Source organism: Paraherbaspirillum soli, from assembly GCF_042654985.1.
GTDB lineage: Bacteria > Pseudomonadota > Gammaproteobacteria > Burkholderiales > Burkholderiaceae_D > Paraherbaspirillum > Paraherbaspirillum soli.
Window position 1 is genome coordinate 228,797 of sequence record NZ_JBHSMT010000014.1, and the last position, 20,129, is coordinate 248,925.

20 protein-coding genes are annotated in these 20,129 nt (G+C 59.8%); 6 read left to right on the forward strand and 14 right to left on the reverse strand.

What is annotated here, in order from left to right:
* Nucleotides 1-3: 3 nt before the first annotated feature.
* The 5 genes from ACFPM8_RS11360 to sbnA are packed head-to-tail and all read right to left on the reverse strand — an operon-like array spanning nucleotide 4 to nucleotide 6,748.
* Nucleotides 4-1,725, reverse strand: coding sequence for an IucA/IucC family protein (locus ACFPM8_RS11360; RefSeq protein ID WP_378997655.1), 1,722 nt, complete (start codon nucleotides 1,723-1,725; stop codon nucleotides 4-6).
* 13 nt (nucleotides 1,726-1,738) lie between these two features.
* On the reverse strand, nucleotides 1,739-2,941 hold the full coding sequence (locus ACFPM8_RS11365; protein ID WP_378997656.1) for an MFS transporter: 1,203 nt from the start codon (nucleotides 2,939-2,941) through the stop codon (nucleotides 1,739-1,741).
* Entirely contained in the window at nucleotides 2,938-4,689 is a 1,752-nt protein-coding gene (locus ACFPM8_RS11370) for an IucA/IucC family protein (RefSeq protein WP_378997657.1), read from the reverse strand. The genes ACFPM8_RS11365 and ACFPM8_RS11370 overlap by 4 nt, the downstream gene beginning before the upstream one ends.
* A gap of 5 nt (nucleotides 4,690-4,694) precedes the next feature.
* The gene (gene sbnB, locus ACFPM8_RS11375) at nucleotides 4,695-5,735 is read right to left on the reverse strand and encodes a 2,3-diaminopropionate biosynthesis protein SbnB (protein ID WP_378997658.1); all 1,041 of its coding nucleotides are present in this window, start codon (nucleotides 5,733-5,735) and stop codon (nucleotides 4,695-4,697) included.
* 8 nt (nucleotides 5,736-5,743) lie between these two features.
* Nucleotides 5,744-6,748 carry a 2,3-diaminopropionate biosynthesis protein SbnA gene (sbnA, locus tag ACFPM8_RS11380; protein WP_378997659.1) on the reverse strand — a complete coding sequence of 335 codons (1,005 nt, stop codon included), beginning with the start codon at nucleotides 6,746-6,748 and terminating at the stop codon, nucleotides 5,744-5,746.
* Between the two features lie 197 nt (nucleotides 6,749-6,945).
* Between sbnA and ACFPM8_RS11385 the strand changes: the two genes are divergently transcribed.
* From ACFPM8_RS11385 to aroG, 4 genes are all read left to right on the forward strand, one after another.
* Nucleotides 6,946-7,428 (forward strand): GNAT family N-acetyltransferase, encoded by a 483-nt coding sequence (locus ACFPM8_RS11385; RefSeq protein ID WP_378997660.1) that lies wholly within the window; start codon nucleotides 6,946-6,948, stop codon nucleotides 7,426-7,428.
* A 73-nt stretch (nucleotides 7,429-7,501) separates the two neighbouring features.
* Complete coding sequence (locus tag ACFPM8_RS11390; RefSeq protein WP_378997661.1) at nucleotides 7,502-8,716, forward strand: DUF4382 domain-containing protein; 1,215 nt, start codon at nucleotides 7,502-7,504, stop codon at nucleotides 8,714-8,716.
* Between the two features lie 4 nt (nucleotides 8,717-8,720).
* A complete protein-coding gene (locus tag ACFPM8_RS11395) occupies nucleotides 8,721-9,050 on the forward strand; it encodes a hypothetical protein (RefSeq protein ID WP_378997662.1) in 330 nt (109 codons plus the stop codon).
* Nucleotides 9,051-9,134: 84 nt separating this feature from the next.
* Nucleotides 9,135-10,205, forward strand: coding sequence for a 3-deoxy-7-phosphoheptulonate synthase AroG (aroG, locus tag ACFPM8_RS11400; protein WP_378997663.1), 1,071 nt, complete (start codon nucleotides 9,135-9,137; stop codon nucleotides 10,203-10,205).
* A 363-nt stretch (nucleotides 10,206-10,568) separates the two neighbouring features.
* On the opposite strand, the gene ACFPM8_RS11405 is transcribed toward aroG, so the two are convergent.
* Nucleotides 10,569-11,210, reverse strand: coding sequence for a retropepsin-like aspartic protease family protein (locus ACFPM8_RS11405; protein ID WP_378997664.1), 642 nt, complete (start codon nucleotides 11,208-11,210; stop codon nucleotides 10,569-10,571).
* A gap of 105 nt (nucleotides 11,211-11,315) precedes the next feature.
* Nucleotides 11,316-11,801, reverse strand: a complete 486-nt coding sequence (locus ACFPM8_RS11410) for a YajQ family cyclic di-GMP-binding protein (RefSeq protein ID WP_378997665.1) — start codon at nucleotides 11,799-11,801, stop codon at nucleotides 11,316-11,318.
* Between the two features lie 113 nt (nucleotides 11,802-11,914).
* Between ACFPM8_RS11410 and murB the strand changes: the two genes are divergently transcribed.
* Nucleotides 11,915-12,952, forward strand: coding sequence for a UDP-N-acetylmuramate dehydrogenase (gene murB, locus ACFPM8_RS11415; RefSeq protein ID WP_378997666.1), 1,038 nt, complete (start codon nucleotides 11,915-11,917; stop codon nucleotides 12,950-12,952).
* A 328-nt stretch (nucleotides 12,953-13,280) separates the two neighbouring features.
* Here the strand turns inward: murB and ppnP are convergent, their stop codons facing one another.
* The 6 genes from ppnP to ACFPM8_RS11445 all read right to left on the reverse strand — a co-directional run bounded on the left by ppnP (nucleotide 13,281) and on the right by ACFPM8_RS11445 (nucleotide 18,647).
* Entirely contained in the window at nucleotides 13,281-13,595 is a 315-nt protein-coding gene (gene ppnP, locus ACFPM8_RS11420) for a pyrimidine/purine nucleoside phosphorylase (protein WP_378997667.1), read from the reverse strand.
* A gap of 91 nt (nucleotides 13,596-13,686) precedes the next feature.
* Nucleotides 13,687-14,934: an argininosuccinate synthase gene (locus ACFPM8_RS11425; RefSeq protein WP_378997668.1), complete on the reverse strand. Its 1,248-nt coding sequence runs from the start codon at nucleotides 14,932-14,934 to the stop codon at nucleotides 13,687-13,689.
* A gap of 34 nt (nucleotides 14,935-14,968) precedes the next feature.
* Nucleotides 14,969-15,367 (reverse strand): VOC family protein, encoded by a 399-nt coding sequence (locus ACFPM8_RS11430; RefSeq protein ID WP_378997669.1) that lies wholly within the window; start codon nucleotides 15,365-15,367, stop codon nucleotides 14,969-14,971.
* Nucleotides 15,368-15,379: 12 nt separating this feature from the next.
* Nucleotides 15,380-16,303 (reverse strand): ornithine carbamoyltransferase, encoded by a 924-nt coding sequence (gene argF, locus ACFPM8_RS11435; protein ID WP_378997670.1) that lies wholly within the window; start codon nucleotides 16,301-16,303, stop codon nucleotides 15,380-15,382.
* A gap of 156 nt (nucleotides 16,304-16,459) precedes the next feature.
* Complete coding sequence (gene rsgA, locus ACFPM8_RS11440; RefSeq protein WP_378997671.1) at nucleotides 16,460-17,383, reverse strand: ribosome small subunit-dependent GTPase A; 924 nt, start codon at nucleotides 17,381-17,383, stop codon at nucleotides 16,460-16,462.
* Complete coding sequence (locus ACFPM8_RS11445) at nucleotides 17,376-18,647, reverse strand: M48 family metallopeptidase (RefSeq protein WP_378997672.1); 1,272 nt, start codon at nucleotides 18,645-18,647, stop codon at nucleotides 17,376-17,378. Before ACFPM8_RS11445 ends, rsgA begins: the two co-directional genes overlap by 8 nt.
* A gap of 58 nt (nucleotides 18,648-18,705) precedes the next feature.
* Between ACFPM8_RS11445 and orn the strand changes: the two genes are divergently transcribed.
* The gene (gene orn / locus ACFPM8_RS11450; RefSeq protein ID WP_378997673.1) at nucleotides 18,706-19,302 is read left to right on the forward strand and encodes an oligoribonuclease; all 597 of its coding nucleotides are present in this window, start codon (nucleotides 18,706-18,708) and stop codon (nucleotides 19,300-19,302) included.
* Nucleotides 19,303-19,415: 113 nt separating this feature from the next.
* On the opposite strand, the gene ACFPM8_RS11455 is transcribed toward orn, so the two are convergent.
* Nucleotides 19,416-20,114 carry a YecA/YgfB family protein gene (locus ACFPM8_RS11455; protein WP_378997674.1) on the reverse strand — a complete coding sequence of 233 codons (699 nt, stop codon included), beginning with the start codon at nucleotides 20,112-20,114 and terminating at the stop codon, nucleotides 19,416-19,418.
* Nucleotides 20,115-20,129 lie beyond the last annotated feature (15 nt).

A 20,129-nucleotide genomic window follows, 5' to 3' on the forward strand; every position in this document is an offset into this window, starting at 1 on the left:
GGTTTACCTTTGAAATTGATGAAGCGGATTGGCGATCGTGACCCAGCTCGGACGTTCGCCCTGTTGCTGAAAGCTGCTGAGCATATTGGCCTTGGCCGGCAGCGTGGCTTGTTGCAGCAGTTGCTGCGCCAGCGGCAGGCCGCTTGCTTGCAAGCGCTGCGCCGTGTCCTGCCACAGCGTGTTTTCCAGGATCAGGCCGGTGCGCGCCAGGCAGGCGATCAGGTGGCCGATGTGGTTAACCAGCACGTAATACTGGAAGCGATGCCAGGCCTGTTGCTCGTCGTACAGCGCCGGGCTGTCGGCCGCCAGCTGCTCGAGGAAGGGGAAGCGCTGGCGGCTGATGCTGGCGCCCTCCATGTCGCGCGCGTAGCCGCGCAACGGCCAGCCTTGATCGAAGGCCACCATCACGTTTTGCAAGTGGGCTTCCAGGCTGATGCCGTAGTCGGCAAACAGCTGCAGCAGCGGCATCAGCGAGACATCCAGGTAACGCTGCCACCATTGCCGCACGAGTATTTGATCGAGCGGCTGGCTGCCGGACTCGGCCGCCTGGCGCAGCAGCTTCAGCAGCGGGATTTCGCCCTCGGCCGGTTCTTCCAGCAGTGCCGCGAGCACCTGGATCTGTTCGGCCGCGGCTGCCGGCATCGCTTGCCGGTACACCACCGCGCATGCCGCGCGCAGTGCTTCATCCGCCAGTTTCAAGGTCTGGCCGCCTAGCTCCGGCAGAATCTGGAACGCCGCTTGCTCGCGTGCCTGTGGCGGCAACAGCGACAGCGCCAGGCTGGCATCCAGCGCCCGCGTCACATGTTCGGTCGGATTGTTGCGGACGAAATTGGTGATGCGGATATTCAGCGACAGTTTGAGGAACAGGTTCTGGGCCGGCAGCCACACGGTGCGCACCGAGGACGTCGGCCAGGCGACTTCGCCCAGAGGGCCGAGCGCGATCAGCGAGCGATTTTTGATCAGTGCGTCGATTTCCGGCAGTCCCAGCAAATAATCGGCTTGCCACGGATGGCAGGGCAGCAGCCGGTACTCGCCGTCGATCAGCAAATCCCGGGCGAAACGGGCGGCCTCGGGATCGATCGGCATCGCTTTGCGATTGACGCCGCGCACTTCCAGCAAGCCGGCCGCTACCGCGAAATAATGCAGACGGAACGAAGCGCCCAGCTCCGGCGCGTAGCGCTGCATGTCTTGTTCGCTGAAGCCGTCGGAAGCCTTGGATGTGACATGGAAAATGTGGCCGAAACGCAGTCCCTGTTCGGCTGCCACGAAAGCGGACCGCGGCGCCGGCGGCGGATGCCGATGGAAGCGGCGCACCTTGTCGACGCTGTTGTGCATCAATCCCTTCAGACGCTCGCGACGCTGATGACAGCCTGAAGGCAGCGCATCGGCGATCATGTCGATCAGCGGCGCGGCGTCGTTCAGCGGCTGCCAATCGCGGCTATCCTTGCGGCCGATCCAGGCGAACGGCGCCACCCGGTGGTAGCCGATAGCCGAGAAATGGCTGAAGGCGCCGGCCAGTTGTATGTCGGCTGGGGCAAACGACAGCAGATACGGCATCAGTCCGGCAGCGCGCCAGGCGGTGAACTGCGTCCGCAGAGCTGCCGGATCGGCTTCGCTTGAAATGACCCGCGGGTCGAAGCAGGCGGTTTCGCGGCAATAGGTGTTCAGGTATTGCTCCAGCAGACGGCGATCGACCGCAGCCAGTTGCGGCAAGTGGGAAGACATCGAAATCCTTTCTTTAATTTTGGACAGGAGACACTGAGACTGCCTGGCGGTTGCGGCGGACCAGCAGGCCGGCGCTCAGGAACAGGGCTGCCACCGGCCACAGCAGCTGGACCGGCGCCAGTAGCGGCAGCAACATCATGATCAGCAGCGGCCCCAGCAGTTGGCCGAGCACCATGAAGCTGCGGCTGATGCCGGTGATGTGGCCATAGGCCGCGGCCGGCAACTGGCGGCTACAGGCCAACAACATCGACTGCATCAGCGCCGCGTAGCATCCGCCCTGAATCACGCGCAGCAAGCCTGCCAGCCAAAGTTGATCGACGCCGGTCAACAACGCCATGCACAGCGCGCAAGCGCCGGCCGCCAGCATGAAATTTCGGCGCGGGTCGCCGCGATCGTTCAGATGGCCCCATAGCGGACCGGTCAGCATGGTGGCCAGCCAGCCCAACGCATGCAGCAATCCGGTCTTGCTGGCCAGCGCGCCGGCATGCGGAAAGCGGGCGGCGATATACAGGGCGAACACATTGATCAAGGCGAATACGGCGGCTTGCACCAGGCAGGCAGCCAGCATCCAGCGCCGCAGGTCGGGCGCGGCCAGCACGCTGCGCAAACCGGCGAACTGCACGTGGCTTGAGGAAGCCGTCCTTGGCGGCTCGCTCAGCTGGCTCCACAGGATCGCGCCGGCGACGCCGGTCACCAATGCGCTGGCGGTCAGCAGCGGCTTTAGCGACCAGTAATCCAGCATCATGCCGCCCAACACCGGACCGGCCAGCGCACCGCAGGCGACCGCGCTTTCCTGCAAACCCAGCGAACGTCCGCGTGAATGGTCGCTGCTGACATGGCCGATGAAGGCGGTCAGCACCACGCCGATGGTGCTCATGCCCTGTAGTAGCCGGCCCAGCATGAAGCCGGCAATCCCGGGACTCAATGCCATCAGCAGCATGCTGATCATGAACGCTATCAGCGACACCAGCAGCATGCGGCGATAGCCGAAGCGGTCGCACCATTGGCCGGCGTATGGCGCGAAGCACAGCGTGCCCAGTCCCGGCGCCGCCAGCGCCAGGCTGCTCCAGCGCGCGGCACTGACGGCATCCACCGCATCGACCGGCAGCAGGGTGGCGATGTAGAGCGGCATGATCGGCACCAGCATCATCAGCCCGAGCGTGGTCACTGCCTGGCAGGTCAGCAGCAGCACCAGGTTGCGGGAGTTGGCGCTCATGCCGGATGACTGACTGGATTGTTGATGCGGCCCATCGCGCTAGGCATGCCGGTGCCGAAACTGGCGCGGCCGAGCAGCGGCGCCAGTACTTGCTTGAACGGCCAGTCGGCGGCGTCCAGCAGCAGGCTGCGGATGTCAGAGGCGATGTGCGGCGGCAGCGGCACGCATGCCAGGCAATCTTCCAGAGCGCTGCGGACAAGCTGCCAGCCATGCGCCTCGTCGCGCCGGTAGCGTTCGGCCAGCGCCGCCAGGATGGCGTACAGGTTGACCTCGATCGCCAGCGTTTGCAGATAAGCTAGCAGCGCCTGCGGGCTGTCCAGTTCCAGCGTGTTGGGCGTGCTGCGATCTATTTCGTAAGCCGGCACCGTGACGCCTTGGGCCTGCATCAGCGGCGGACAGATGCGCAGGGTGTCGTGGTCGCGCAGCAGCAACCCGCCGACGTCTCGGCCGCGGCAGACCAGCAGCACGTTTTGTCCGTGCAGTTCCGGCATCACGCCATGCGCCAAGCAGCGCAGGCTCAGCTCCAGCAGCATGCGGGCGATGGTGCCGAATAATGTCCAGGCTGCGTCTTCATCGGCGGTGGCGAGCAGGTGTTCGAACGCCGGCAGCGTGCCATTGGCGGCTTGCACCGGCAAGGCCGCCATCGGGATCAGCGTGGCAGCGGGCGGCGTCGGGTAAGTCCGGATCTGGCAGGCCAGTTGGCCCGGTTCGGCTGCCAGCGTATTTTCTTGCGACAGCGCCCACCAGCGATCCTCGTCGCACAAGGACAGATGCGCGGCCAGCCAGGGGTCGCGCTGGCGCAGCTGTTGCAGGCAGGCGCTGGCCAGCATGCCGTTGTGCAGATAGCGCGGCGGCAGCGTGCGCAGCGCGCCCAGCGCGTTGACCGAGAGCGCCAGTTTGAGGTGGGTGGCGCCGCATCCGGTGACGGCGAGCGAACGCAGCGAGGCGGTCGGGGTCGCCGTGCCCGGGCCGCTGCCGAGGTCGACGCAGGCGTTCAGCACCGATGCTGCTGCGTTGCGCTTGAACCAGCTCCATTGCCATGGATGCACCGCTAGCCATAAATAGGCGTCGCCGGCGGCATTGCAAGCGTGGGCTGTGGCGTGCAGCGCGGCTTGTTGCGCCGGGTCGAGCAAGGTTGCCGCTAGCGGCTGGCCGGCGTTGTCGGTTCCGCGCACTTGATCGCGTGGTACGGCGACCCAGTGCAGCGTCAGCGCCGTCGTGCTTTCTGCAGAATAGGAGGTGGCGTCGATGTTGCCCCAATCCTTGGCGCGCGCAAGTGGGTGGAACGGCCGGTCTTTCAGGCAGCTCAAGGCTTCCCAGCTCAGTAATTGCTCCGGTGCGGCCGCCAGCCGCGCCAGGATGCGCGCTTCGTGTTCGGCGGCGTGCGCCGCCTGGCGTTCGGCCAAACGGAAGAAGCGGGCGCAGCGGCCGCTCCGGTCCTGCCACCAGTCTGCGCTTTGCAAGGTGTCGACCGCCTTGACCAGTTCCAGCTCGAGCTTGAGGGTGGCGGTATGCAACACGGCAGGGCGGCTAGCAACCCGGAACGGCCGCAAGCCGCTAGCCGGCCGGCCGTGCCAGTGCAGCGAGCGCTCGGCGTCCAACACCACCTCCAGCACCGCTGCGTCGTCGTTGCCAGCGGCCGGCGGATGGAAAATGCACCGGCTGCGAAAGCCGTACAGGTCTTCCAGCCAGAGTGCGTCGAACAGGTCCTGCGCCAGCCGTTGCTGATAGGGATGCGTGGAATGCATGGGCTTCAGCCGTACAGCGGCAGTCGGGTGCCGACCTGGCCCGCTTGCGCCAACTGGTAGAAGTGGCGCGCGCACACCAGGTCGTCGAGCGCCATGCCCATCGGATTGAGCAGGATGATTTCGTCATCGCTTTCGCGGCCGGGTTTTTCGCCGATGACGATCTGGCCAAGTTCGGCATGCAATCGTTCTCGGCTGAAGCGGCCTTCCAGCACCAGTTGGTTGATGATTTTTTTCTCGCGATTGGATTGCTCCCAATCGTCGACCACGACCTTGTTGGCCTTCTCATAGACATCCTTGTGCACATCCATGATCGAGACATTGCTGACGAAGGTGCCGGGCTTGAGCCAGTCGAAATGCAGATAGGGCGCGTCGGCCACGGTGCAGGTGACGATCACCTCGGAGGCACGCACGGCGGCTTCGGCCGAGACGGCGCGGATGCAGGCGACGGCGGGGAAGCGCTCGGCCAGCGTGCTGGCCAGGGCGTCGACGGCCGCCGGCGACAGGTCGAACAGATGCAGTCTGGTGATCGCCGGGAACTGCTCCAGCAAGGTCAGCATCTGCATCCGCGCAATCGGGCCGCAGCCGATGCAGGCGACCTCACTAAAGCCGCTGCGCGCCAGGTGGCGAGTGGCGACGGCTGTAATGGCTGCGGTGCGCATGCCGCTGATCAGTCCGCCTTCCATCAGTGCGATTGGGTAATTTGTTTGAGCGTCGTTCAACACAATCACGGCGCTGGCGCGCTCCAATCCGAAGCGGGCCGGATTGTGCTGGCGGCTGCCGATCCATTTCAGGCCTGCCACCGCCTGCTCGCCGCCCATATAGCAGGGCATGGCGATGATGCGGTCGGCGATGTGGTCGGCGCCGTCCCAGCGCAGATAGGGTTTGAGCGGTTGCACGTAGTCGCCGCGGGCGTGCGCCGCCAGTCCGGCACCGATCGCATCGACGTAAGGTTGCGAAGTGGCGCCGCCGAGCGCGACCAGGTCGGCCCGGCTCAGATACAGCAGTTGCGGCGCAGTTGGGGTAGCAGTTGAGGAGGTGGTAGTCATATTGTTGCTCATGCTGTTTGTCCAGTATTGGCGTGGATGGAAGTTCCGCTGATGCGGGTCAAGTGGCGTTGGTGCATGCGCGCCAGCCAGTCGTCGTCGTAGACCGTGTCCAGGTAGCGATCGCCGCGGTCGGGCAGGATGGTGAGGATGCGCGCCGGTCGCGGCAACTCGGCGGACAGGCGCTGGATGGCGGCGATCACCGAGCCGGACGAGCCGCCGGCGAAAATCCCTTCGCGCTCGACCAACTGGCGGCAGCCGATCGCCGATTGGTAGTCGTCGATGTGGATGACTTGCGTGATTTCGTCGCGCTGCAACAGTTCGGGCACGCGGCTGGCGCCGATGCCGGGCAGGTCGCGTGGAGTGGGCGGGGTGCCGAACAGTACCGAGCCGACCGCATCGACGGCGACCGTTTTCAGGTCCGGCCAGGCTTGGCGCAAGCGACGGGTGACGCCGTGCAAGGTGCCGGATGTGCTGACCCCTAGCACCAGGTAGTCGGCCGGACGGTCCAGCTGACGCAGTATTTCCTCGCCTTCGCCGTGGTAGTGGCTCTGCCAGTTGCGCTCATTGGCGTACTGGTTGATCCATACCGATCCCGGCAGCTCGTGCAGCAGGTGCTTGACGCGTTTGATGCGGGTTTCCAGGTAACCGCCCTGGCTATCTTTTTCGGTAACGATGTCGACCTGGCCGCCGTAGCAGCGAATGATATTCAGATTGGTGGGCGAGATTTTCGGATCGACCACCGCCGTGAAAGACAGGCCGTGGATGCGGCACACCATGGCCAGCGCGATCGCCAGATTGCCAGAGGAGCTTTCGACGATATGCGCATGCGCCGGGATCGAGCCGTCGGCCAGACCGCGCTCGACGATGTAGCGCGCCGGCCGGTCCTTGACGCTGCCGCCGGGATTGGCCAGCTCCAGCTTGGCCAGGACCTCGCAGCGCGGATCGTTGAACAAGCGGGACAGGCGGACGATCGGAGTCTCGCCGATGCTGTCCAGGATATTGTGATGAACCATTTTGTTCCCCATGGTAAATTTTGTTAATGCGAATAGTAATGATTCGCATTTAAAATGTAAACGAGAATTTCTCACTGGCATCTTTAACAGGGTGTTGGGTGGTCGGTGTGGCCGCTACGCCCCGCTGCCGTGCGGCAAGCCGCAGTACAATTCGCGCTTTGTTCACTCCCAAACTGCGTATGACGCTGGAGATAAATATGTCAAACGGAAAGAACCGCGACTCGATGCTGCACTGGCACTGGCTGCCGTTCCAGCAACTGACAACGCTGCAGTTGTATGCAGCGATGCAATTGCGGCAGCGGGTTTTTGTGCTGGAGCAGGCTTGCCTGTTCCAGGATGCCGATGGCCTCGATCCGCATGCATGGCACGGCCTCGGCTATCTGCCGGATGGCGAGTTGGCGGCATACGCCCGCATCGTGCCGCCGGGCTTGGCATTTGAGCAGCCGTCGATCGGGCGGGTAGTGACCGCGGCGGCTTTGCGCGGATCCAACGCCGGTCATGAACTGATGCAACAGGCGATGGCGCAAGCGGCCAGCTTGTTTCCCGGTAGCGCCATCAAGATCGGTGCGCAAGCGCATCTGCAGCGCTTTTACGGTCGATTCGGGTTTGAAGCGGTCGGTGAAATTTATGATGAGGACGGGATTGCGCACATCCATATGGTGGCGCCGGCAGAGTGTTGATCAGCGTATTGCGGTCGATTTATATATGATGCTTATTTTTACCAAAAGCAACTATTGAAGATAAGGAAATGCCATGAAATATCGTATTCGCCTCCTCTGCCTGTCAGCTGCCATATCGGCCGCGGCCTTACTCGCGGCCTGTGGCGGCGGTGGTAGCGCTAGCGGCTCATTTCAAGGGGCGGGTGGCTTGAGCGTGGCGCTGACCGATGCGCCGTCGTGCGGGTTCGATGCGGTCAATGTCACCGTCAACAAAGTGCGCGCGCATCAAAGCGCGGTGGCCGGCGACAACGATCCGGGCTGGGCCGACATTACGTTGAACCCAGCGCGCAAAATCAATTTGCTTGACCTGACCAACGGCGTGTTGGAACAGTTGGGCCAGGTTAATCTGGTCGCCGGCCATTACACCCAGTTGCGCCTGGTGCTCGATCCCAACCTGGGTTCGGGTTTCGCCAATTCGGTGGTTCCGGCCGGCACAGTCAATGAGATTTCTCTCGATACTCCGAGCTCGGTACAAAGCGGCGTCAAGCTCGGTAACCAGTTCGACGTCGTGTCAGGATTGCGGACCGATCTGGTGCTCGATTTCGATGCCTGTAAATCCATCGTGCAGAAGGGCAATGGCGGATTCGCGCTGAAGCCTGTGGTCAAGGTGATTCCGACCGACTTGAACGGCATCGACGGTTTTATCAATCCGGCCTTGCTGAATAATCACGTGATGGTCACCGCGCAGCAAAACGGTACGGTGGTGCGCTCGACGGCGCCGGATATGACGACCGGAGAGTTTTTGCTGGCTCGTCTGGCGCCCGGCAACTATGACGTCGTGATCACCGCTGACAACAGCGCCAGCACCGTCATCGCCAACGTCCCGGTCACCAGCACCACCGGCAAAGTGGTGGTCAGCAGCGCTAACGTGCCTATCAATTTGCAATCCGCGGCCACGGCTGCCGGCATCATCAGCGGCACGGTCACCTTGAATCCGGCCAGCGCCACTGAAATCGGCTATGTCGCAGCCAAGCAAAGCTTCGCCGCCGGTCCTACGGTGACGATCAAATACCAGGGCGCGAATGTGACGACCGGCGCATACGCATTGAATCTGCCGACAGCCGCGCCGCAGCTTGGTCAATTCAGCACCAATTTGCCGATCGTGTTTGCCACCCAGACCAACACCAGGCCCGGCACCGGCAAGTACGCGCTGGAAGCGTCGGCCAACGGTTATTTGACGATATCGAATCCATCGGTGGACATCACCAACGCCAATCAGTCGGGGATCAATTTCACATTGACGCCTTAACAGGATGTTGAAAAACTACTGCGCGTGCCGATTTTTGGTCTGCGGTGCTCACCGTACAATCCGTACGACTCCGCTCCTCGACCAAAACTCGACCCGCTCGCGACGTTTTTCAACACCCTGCTTAGCGTTGCCTCCGACGCGCATTTTTCACGAGTACGCGCCGGAAGATGCGCGGCGTTCGGCCGCCGGGCTTGCCAAATGGCCGATTTTGCTGCACTATAAGTCTCGCTTTTTAAAAAACCTGTTGAAAAATATGTCTTTCGCACGCGCTTACTTCTTTTTTTACTTTAGCTATTCCAGCCCCAAGGCGGTGAAAAGCGGTAAGCGTTCGTAATAAAAGAGCCAACCGAATTTTCTAAGAAACCGCCCCCGAGGGCGGTTTTTTTATATCCGTCACTTTTAGAGTCAGGAGAAAACCATGCTACGCACCGACGATTTGCGCATCCGAGAAATGAAAGAGTTAGTCCCGCCATCCCATTTGATTCGCGAATTCGCCTGCTCCGAGAAAGTTGCCGATACCGCGGCAAATTCCCGGGTTGCGCTGCACCGCATTTTGCACGGCCAGGATGACCGCCTGATGGTGGTGATCGGACCATGCTCGATTCACGATACCAAGGCAGCGATGGAATATGCGCGCCGGCTGGCGGGCGAGCGCGACCGTTTCAAGGGCGAGCTGGAAGTGGTGATGCGGGTCTATTTCGAAAAACCGCGTACCACGGTCGGCTGGAAAGGCTTGATCAACGATCCGTACATGGACAACAGTTTCCGCATCAACGACGGCTTGCGCATGGCGCGCGAATTACTGATGAATATCAACGAACTGGGCCTGCCGGCCGGTACCGAGTTCCTCGACGTCATCAGTCCGCAATACATCGCCGACCTGATTAGCTGGGGCGCAATCGGCGCTCGCACCACCGAGTCGCAAGTGCATCGCGAACTGGCATCCGGCCTGTCCTGCCCGGTCGGCTTCAAGAACGGCACCGACGGCAATATCAAGATCGCGGTCGATGCGATCAAGGCTGCGTCGCAGCCGCATCATTTCCTGTCGGTGACCAAGGGCGGCCATTCGGCGATCGTGTCGACCATCGGCAATGAAGATTGCCACATCATCCTGCGCGGCGGCAAAACGCCGAACTACGATGCGGCCAGCGTCGATGCGGCGTGCAAGGACATCGCCAGCAGCGGTCTGGCATCGCGCCTGATGATCGATGCGTCGCACGCCAACAGTTCGAAGAAGCCGGAAAACCAGATTCCGGTCTGCGCCGATATCGGCCGCCAGGTGGCCGCCGGCGACAATCGTATCGTTGGCGTCATGGTTGAGTCGCACTTGATCGCCGGCCGTCAGGATCTGGTGCCGGGCAAGGAATTGACCTACGGCCAGTCGGTGACCGACGGCTGCATCAGTTGGGAAGAAAGCGTGGCGGTGCTGGAAGGGTTGGCGGCGGCGGTCAGGGAGCGGCGGTTGTTGAATAGCAGTGCTGGAAACTAAACTGCTTTTCATTGCAATTGAAGCGTCGTTTCTGACACATCGAACGCATGTGGCGCATCAATCGGCGGATAACGCTGCGCTCATCCGCCCTACGGCCGGCTACGGATTTCGAACGGGCTCTTGAACTCGATCCCGCAATGAATTGAAGAGTTAGAACCTCTTCGTCAGCACCATCATTTCACCCTCGCGCCGTATTTCAGCAAGTAGCAAGTAGGGCGGATGAGCGTAGCGTTATCCGCCGTTTCTGACACATCGAATGCATGTGACGCATCAATCGGCGGATAACGCTGCGCTCATCCGCCCTACGGCCGGCTATGGATTTTGAACGGGCTCTTGAACTCGATCCCGCAATGAATTGAAGAGTCAGAACCTCTTCGTCAGCACCATCATTTCACCCTCGCGCCGCATTTCAGTCCGGTTCAGGAACGACATGCCGAGCAGGGCGAACGGCAGGCCGCGTTCTTGCACCAGCGCTTCAACCTGATTCATTTCAATATCGCCGATCTTGACGGTGTTTAGCGTGACCATAAACGCCGGCGCCGGACCGTTGGCGGTATTCACCGTTATCGGGCGTCCCTTTTTGTAATCGACGCCGAGCCGGCCCGCATCCGAAGCAGGCAGGGCGATCATGGTCGCCCCGGTATCGACCAGCATCGTCATCATGCCGCCGTTGATCTGGGCTTGCGCGACAAAATGGCCTTGCGGATTGACTTTCAGGGTGACGCTGGCCGATGCGCCCGGAGTGCTGCGGCTGACGTATTCGCCAATCCCGATCACTTGCCGCTTGCCCTTGACTTCCAAGGTCGCGCTGGAGCCGTCGGCCTTGACCAGCAGCACGTCGTCGGTCACTTTGCTGCCGACCGAATAGGTCTTGGGCGAGGAGCCGTTGATGACCAGCACCGCTTTGCCGGGAAACAGGCCGACCACGCCGATATCGGCCGCTTGGGCCGGCATCAGCATGGAGGAAAACAGGAACAGGCTGGAGCTCAGAATCAGTGGGCGCATGAGGTATTCGATTTTCTTATTGAAGAATTGAGGGTGCGCCGTAAGGCGGATCAGCGCAGCGCTATCCGCCGGAAGTTGCAGAGAACAGGTGACTGATCGCGGTGATTAGTCGCGGAAGTTGTTGAATTCCAGCGGCAAATCAGCCACTTCCTTGCGCAGCATCGCCATCGCGGCTTGCAGATCGTCGCGCTTGGCGCCGGTGATGCGCACGGCGTCGCCCTGGATGCTGGCTTGCACTTTCATCTTGCTGTCCTTGACGATGCGGACGATTTTTTTTGCGGCATCGGATTCGATGCCGTTTTTGATCTTGATGACTTGCTTCACCTTGTCGCCGCCGATTTTCTCGATCTTGCCCTTGTCCAGAAAGCGCACGTCGACATTGCGCTTGACCAGTTTTGAGGTCAGTACATCGAGCACCTGGTTCAATTGAAATTCGGAATCGGCATACAGGGTCAGGTCGCGCTCTTTCAGCTCGATCCGGGCGTCGCTGCCCTTGAAGTCGAAACGGGTCGAGATTTCCTTGTTGGCTTGGTCGTTGGCATTCTTGACTTCGACCAGATTGGCTTCCGAGACGGTATCGAATGATGGCATGGTGGTACTCCTTCAATGGGTTCAAACTATTTCAAGTAACGCGCATTCTATCGGACAACAAACCGGGTGGCTATTGCGTTGTCCCGGAGCGATGCGTCTATAATCCCGAAGCTATGACTTCTACCGCATCCACACTCCCGCTTCAATACGATTTTTCGCTACGCCAGCATAATACTTTTGGCATCGACGCCGTCGCTCACGCTTATTTGCCGGTCACTTCCGTTCAGACCTTGCACGCATTCAGGCGCGCATCCGATTTGTCCGGGTTGCCGCGCCTGGTGCTGGGCGGCGGCAGCAATCTGGTGTTGACGCAAGACTTTGCCGGGCTGGTCTTGCATATGTGCAATCGCGGGCTGGAAATTGTCGGCGACGACGCCGACGCCACTTATGTCCGCGCTGCCGCCGGCGAGAGCTGGCATGGGCTGGTGCAATGGACGCTGGCGCAAGGATTGGGCGGCCTGGAAAATCTTTCGTTGATTCCCGGCAGCGTCGGCGCCGCTCCGATTCAAAACATCGGCGCCTACGGGATTGAGCTGCAAGACCGTTTTCATGCGCTGACGGCAATCGACATCGACACCGGTGAAATATTGACGTTGGACCGTGCCGCTTGTGCTTTCGGTTACCGCGACAGCGTCTTTAAACATGATTTGCGCGATAGGGCGGTGGTGCTCGACGTCACGCTGGCGTTGCCCAAGCGCTGGCAGCCCAATCTGCGTTATGCGGATGTCGCGCAAGAACTGGATGCGCGAGGGCTGCAAGCGCCGACCGCGCGCGATGTCAGCGATGCGGTGATCGCGATCCGGACCCGCAAGTTGCCCGATCCGGCATTGATCGGCAATGCCGGCAGTTTTTTCAAGAACCCGATTGTGCCTGCCGCACAGCGCGACGCGCTGCTGGCGCAGCATCCGCAATTGGTCAGTTACCTGCAGCCGGATCAGAACTTCAAACTGGCGGCGGGTTGGTTGATCGATCAATGCGGTTGGAAAGGGAAAACCCTGGGCGCCGCCGGCATCTACGAAAAACAGGCGCTGGTATTGGTCAATCGCGGTGATGCGACTGGGCAGGATATTGTGCGGCTGGCGCAGGCAGTGCAGGCTGATGTGATGGCGCGTTTTGGGGTGGCGTTGGAGCCGGAACCGATTTTTATTTAGCGTCTGACAGGTATTGTAGGTCGGAAAAGCGCAGCCCTTGCAGGGCGCGTATTCGCTTGCAAGCGAATACCGTTCCGCAGGCAGATGGCATGCCATCTGAAATCCCTGCTGCACCCTTCCGACGGCGTGAATTGCATCAGCCAGTCAAGCCCTTAACACTCTTCGGCGGCTCGCCGCACGTCGGAAGACGCTGCGCTTTTCCGACCTACCTTCCAGTCCTTGTCATAAACAGGTCACATTGAGGCATTAAAGTGTGGGCTGTCTCATCCACACTCCCTAAGGTTTGGATTTTGCCCGCAGCGTGCGCATGCCCTGCGGGCTTTTTTTATCAGCCGAAATGGCAAACGTAATTCACCGTTTCCGCCGCCTCGATATCGAAGCTGGAATTGGCCGGAACATCAAACCGATCGCCGGCGGAATATTTGATCCACAGCTGTTGTCCCTTTTGACGCACGCGGCAAGCGCCGCTGGTGATTTCCATGATTTCGGCGACGCCGGTGTTGAAGCTCAGCGAGGACGGCAGGATGACGCCCAGGGTTTTTTTGCTGCCGTTCGGCAGGATGACGGTGTGCGAAACGCACTTGCCGTCGAAGTAGACGTTGGCTTGCTTGAGCACCGATACGTGGTCGAATTGCGTATTCATCTGAAGAGGCTCCTGAGGTTAAATTTGTCGAAAGCAGCACACCAATAAAAAACGCCCCGGAAAAAGGGGCGTTTCTTGTTCATCCAGCCTGTTACTTGCCGCGTGCATTGCGTGCATTTGCCGCAATCCGCATCCGCAACGCGTTGAGTTTGATAAAGCCGCCGGCATCGGCCTGGTTATAGGCGCCGCCGTCTTCGTCGAAGGTCGCGATCTTCATGTCGAACAGCGAATCGGTTTTGGAATCGCGCGACACCACGATCACATTGCCCTTGTACAGCTTGACTCTGACCCAGCCGTTGACTGTCGCCTGGGTGTGGTCGATCAGGGTTTGCAGCGCGACCCGTTCCGGCGCCCACCAGTAGCCGTTGTAAATCATCGACGCATAGCGCGGCATCAGATCGTCTTTCAGATGCGCGACTTCGCGGTCGAGCGTGATCGATTCGATTGCACGGTGCGCGCGCAGCATGATGGTGCCGCCCGGGGTTTCGTAGCAGCCGCGCGACTTCATGCCGACGTAGCGGTTTTCGACCAGGTCGAGACGGCCGATGCCATGCTTGCCGCCGAGGCGATTCAGTTCGGTCAATACGGCCGCAGGCGACATGCGGGTGCCGTTGAGGGCGACGATGTCGCCTTTTTCGTATTCGATATCCAGGTATTCAGGCTGGTCCGGTGCGGCTTCCGGGCTGACGGTCCAGCGCCACATGCTTTCTTCGGCTTCAGCGCTTGGGTTTTCCAGGTGACGGCCTTCAAAGCTGATGTGCAGCAGGTTGGCATCCATCGAGTACGGCGCGCCGCCGTTCTTGTGTTTCATGTCGATGGCGATGCCGGCATCTTCCGCATATTTCAGCAGCTTTTCGCGCGACAGTAGATCCCACTCGCGCCATGGGGCGATGATCTTCACGTTCGGCATCAGCGCATAGGCGCCGAGTTCGAAACGAACCTGGTCGTTGCCCTTGCCGGTGGCGCCGTGCGAGATGGTGTCGGCGCCGGTTTCGCGAGCGATTTCGATCAGGCGCTTGGCGATCAGCGGACGGGCGATTGAAGTGCCGAGCAGGTATTCGCCTTCATACACGGTATTGGCGCGGAACATCGGGAATACGAAATCGCGGACGAATTCTTCGCGCACGTCGTCGATGTAGATGTTTTCTTCCTTGATGCCGAATTTCAATGCCTTCTGGCGTGCCGGTTCCAGCTCTTCACCTTGGCCGAGATCGGCGGTGAAGGTCACGATTTCGCATTGGTAATTATCTTGCAGCCATTTCAGGATGACCGAGGTGTCGAGTCCGCCGGAGTAAGCCAGCACTACTTTCTTTACGTCTACTTTTTTTGCGTCGCTCATGATTCGCTTTCTGATGTCTCTGTATGAATGATGATTATGGGGATTCGTGACAGACAGCTTCAATATTGTGGCCATCCGGGTCGGTCACAAATGCGCTGTAATAATTCGGGTGATAGTGGGAGCGCACGCCGGGTGCGCCGTTGTCCTGGCCGCCGGCTTTTAGCGCGGCGTCATAAAACGCATGCACCAGTGCGCGGTTCGACACGCGGAAGGCGAAATGCATTGTTTGCTGGTGCGCAGGTTTTTGCGCGGTTGCATTGGATAGCCAGAAGTCGGGTTTGTGCGGTTCGCCGAAACCGGCGACGTCGGTGTTGCCGGTGACGCTTGCCGGAAATTCCAGCAGCAGCAGATAGCCGATGGCGCCCAGAGCTTGTGTGTAAAACGCCTTGCTTTTGGCGTAATCGGCAACGGTAATGCCGGTGTGATCGATCATGTCTGTCCTTAACTAATCAGATTCCGCAATTCTGCCCATCACCAGATATTCCAGCAGTGCCTTTTGCACATGCAGGCGATTTTCCGCCTCGTCCCAGACCACCGACTGCGGGCCGTCGATGACTTCGGCCGAGACTTCTTCGCCGCGATGGGCCGGCAGGCAATGCATGAAAAGCGCATCGGGTTGCGCGCGCGCCATTTTGGCTTGATCGACGATCCAGCCGTCGAAGGCTTTCAGCCGCGCCGCGTTTTCGGCCTCATAGCCCATGCTGGTCCAGACGTCGGTGGTCACCAGGTCGACCCCTTCGCAAGCGTCGGACGGGCTGGCGAACAGCGTGTAACGATCGTTGTCGGCGGCCACCTGGGCCTGGTCGATGTCATAGCCTTTGGGGGTCGAGACGTTGACGTGGAAGCCGAACACTTGCGCCGCTTGCAGCCAGGAGTACAGCATGTTGTTGGCATCGCCGATCCAGGCCACTTTTTTGCCGGCGATCGAGCCGCGATGTTCGATGTAGGTAAACACGTCGGCCAGCACCTGACACGGATGTTGCTCGTTGGTCAGGCCGTTGATCACCGGTACTCGCGAATGGGCGGCGAAGCGCTCGATGATGTCCTGGCCGAAGGTGCGGATCATGATGACGTCGCACATGCGCGACATGACTTGCGCCGCATCTTCCACCGGCTCGCCGCGTCCCAGCTGGCTGTCGCGGGTATTCAGGTAGATTGCGGCGCCTCCCAGCTGGTGCATGCCTGCTTCAAACGACAGGCGGGTACGGGTCGAGTTTTTCTCGAACACCATCACCAAGGTGCGGTCGAGCAGCGGATAGTGCTGTTCATAATCCTTGAATTTGCGCTTGATGACACGGCTACGCTCAATCACGTATTCGTATTCGTCCAGCGAAAAATCGGAAAACTTCAGATAGTGTTTGATTGCCATAAATGAAAATGGCGCCCAGTTTGGCGCCTGCCGCCGAAGATTGTAAGTGCTTCAATTATAAGGGATTTGCTTGGAAAAGATACCCATGAAGACAGCACAGGTGGGAGGGCTGCGGAAGCATCGCCTGTGCCGATAAAAGGAGTCCGGCAATCGCGCTCAATATAGTTTTTGCGAAGATTCATGCAGCAATTGCACATACAGCTGATGCCGCATGGCCGAGATTTCACCGGCCTTGACCGCTTCCAGCACGGCGCAGTTCGGCTCGTTCAAATGATGGCAGTTGTAAAACTTGCATTTTCCCAGACGCGGTGAAAATTCACGGAAAGCGCGTTCCAGCATGCCTTCGCTCAGCTGATATAGGCCGAACTCCTGGAACCCAGGGGAGTCGATGATGCTTGCGGGGCTGTCGGTATCGGCGTCGATTTCGTACAAGCGGGTGAAGGTGGTGGTGTGTTTGCCGGTATCCAGCGCCGCGGAAATTTCACGGGTGGCAATATCGGCATCCGGCACGATCAAATTGATCAGCGACGATTTGCCCATGCCGGATTGACCGATCAGGATGGTCGACTGGCTCTTGAGCAGCGGCATCAGCGTGGCGCAGGTTTGTTCCGGGAATGCGCGCGCCGATACCTCGTGTACCGGATAGCCGAGGCTGGCATAGGTTTGCAGCCGCTGCCGGGTTTTCGGCAGCGCGTCGGCGATATCGGTCTTGTTCAGCACGATGTGGGCGGTGACGCCGGACGCTTCCGCCGCCACCAGCGCACGCGAAATCAGGTCGTCGGAAAAGCCCGGTTCGGTCGCCACCACGATAAACAACTGGGTGACATTAGCCGCCAGCAGCTTGGATTTGTACTGGTCCGAGCGATACAACAAGCTATGCCGTTCGCCGATGGCTTCGATCACGCCCTGATTGGGCGAGGTCAGTTTCAAGTTGACCCGGTCGCCGACGGCGACATCGCTCTTTTTTCCGCGCGTCACGCATTGCAATTTAAGCGATTCCGATCCAACCGTGGCATGTACCAGATAGTGACGGCCATGTGCGGCGATAACGATGCCGGTGCCGATAGCGTGATCAAGCATGAGCGGCCATCAGGTGATTGATGCGGGCCGTTGCAGACGGGTGCGAATCGTAGAAGGCGGAATACAGCGGGTCCGGCGTCAGGGTAGAAGCGTTGTCTTCATACAGCTTGACCAGTGCCGCCACCAGATCGTTGGCGTCGGTGTATTTGGCGGCAAAGGCATCGGCTTCGAATTCATGCTTGCGCGAGGTGATCGACGCCAGCGGCGACAACAGGAAAGTGAAAATCGGCAAGGTCAGCATGAACAGGATCAAGGCCATCGCGTCGTTGTTGCTCAGATCGGCGGCTAGCAACGGATTGACGCCGAGCCCGGTGTAGAACCAGACTTGCTGCTTCAAATAGCCCAGCAAGGCCAGGAAGGCGAGTGAAATCGCGAACATTACGACGATCCGTTTGACGATGTGCTTAAGCTTGAAATGGCCGAGTTCATGCGCCAGTACCGCTTCGATTTCCTGCGGCGCCAGGCGTGCCAGCAGGGTGTCGAAGAAGACGATTCGCTTGCCGGCGCCGAAACCCGAGAAATACGCATTGCCGTGGGCGCTGCGCTTGGAACCATCCATCACGAACAAGCCTTTGGAGGCGAAGCCGACCCGGCCCATCAAGCCTTCGATGCGGGCGCGCAGGGTGTCGTCGGTCAGCGGCGTGAACTTGTTGAACAGCGGCGCGATCACGGTCGGGTAGAGCACCAGCATCAGCAACTGAAAGCCGCTGAACACCAGCCACGCATACAGCCACCAGTGGTCGCCCGATTTGGCCATCAACGACAACACCACCCACACCAGCGGCAAGCCGATGACGGCGCCGATCAATGTGTTTTTCACCAGGTCGACAAAAAACAGGCGAGGAGTCATCTTGTTAAAGCCGAAGCGGGCTTCCAGCACGAATTGTTTGTAATACTCCAGCGGCAGGTCGATCAAGCTGGAAATCACCGCCACCGCGACCAGCAAGCCGAGTTGATATGTCATGCCGGGTCCGGCCTGGTTGAACAGCAAACCCGAAACCCACTGCAAGCCGCCCAGCAGCGTGAAGCCGATCAGGACGACGGCATTGACCAGCAATGAGATCATGCCGAATTTGGTCTTGGCGATGGTGTAGTCGGCCGCTCTTTGATGCGCGGACAGCGGGATTTTTTCGGCAAAATCGGCTGGCACCGCGCTCCGATGACTGAGTACATGGCGAATCTGGCGCGAAGCCAGCCAGAAGCGTACTCCCACGGTGATTGCCAGAAAAACTACGAATAAAACCGAAAATGCAAGTGAAGACATGCCGCCCCTATGTGAGAAAATACCGAACTTGCCGAACCAAATACAGAAGAGAACAATTATGTCACAAGCCACCGAGATTGCCGCCGCTCCCGCTCCTATGGGGACGCCGCTGCGGCCCAACGAGTTCAACCTGATCTGGCTCGACATGGAAATGACCGGGCTCAACCCGGACACCGATCGCATCATTGAAGTTGCGGTTGTGGTCACCGATCCGCAATTGAATATCCTGGCGGAAGGGCCGGTGTTCGTGATTCACCAATCGGATGAGATGCTGGATGGCATGGATGCCTGGAATAAAGGTACGCATGGCCGTTCAGGACTGATCGAGCGAGTCAAAAGCTCGACCGTCACCGAGGCTGACGCGGAACAGGTGCTGATCGAGTTCCTGAAGAAATACGTGCCGAAAGGGAAGTCGCCGATGTGCGGCAACTCGATTTGCCAGGATCGCCGTTTCATGGCGCGCAGCATGCCCAAGCTGGAAGCGTTTTTCCATTACCGCAACCTGGATGTGTCGACGCTGAAGGAATTATGCCGGCGCTGGAAACCGGAACTGGCAAGCGGTTTCAAGAAGCATCAAAAGCACACCGCGCTGGCCGACATCATTGAGTCGATTGAAGAGCTGCGCTATTACCGTGAGCATTTTATTAATGCGTAATTAGCGTAGGGCGGATGAGCGTAGCGTTATCCGCCGTTGGATGTACCACATGCGTTTGATGCATCCAACACGGCGGAAGGCGCTGCGCTTTTCCGCCCTACGTACCCGCCAGCTTAATCCTCCGCCGTTTCTTTCCCGCAGCACTTCTTGAATTTCTTGCCGCTGCCGCAACTGCACATGTCGTTGCGGCCGACTTTCGGCGTTTCGCGCTGGATGGTGGTGACCGCCGATTTGCGGTGCGGCAGCCAGTAGCGATAGATTTCGGGAATCGCAGCTTCGACTTCGACCGCTAGCTTGTGCCGTTGCACCGGATCTTCGCGCAGGCGCATTTCGTCTTCTTCCAGCTCTTCGGCGCCCAGCAGGTAAATCGGCCGCACTACCGTTGCCAGGTTGGAATGCCAGATCGGTTCCCAGGCTTTGGCGCGCAGATTGATGCCTTCCCAGAAGCCCCAGCTCCAGGCTTCGCCGTCCAGCAGGTTCTTGCCTTCGTGTTCGTGCTCGCAAAATAGCGGTTCGTATTCTTTCGGTGCGACTTCCAGCGTGACCGCGATTTCATTCATGTAGCGGGCGATCAGGCCGACGATTTTTTCGTATTCCTTGTCGGACTTGAACTTTGGCGCGTCTTTCAGCGACGGCCCCCATACATGCGGCAGCCACTCGCCCAGCAATACCTGTTCCGGGCCGACCACCAGCGCGGTCAGGTAACCGTGCAGCGTGTCCATCGTCATGCAGTCTTCGGCACAGCGATCGGACAACAAAAAATCGTCCAGTTCGTCAAATTCTTTGTCTGACAGGGGTTCGTCGAGATTCATGGGGATGAGCTTAAA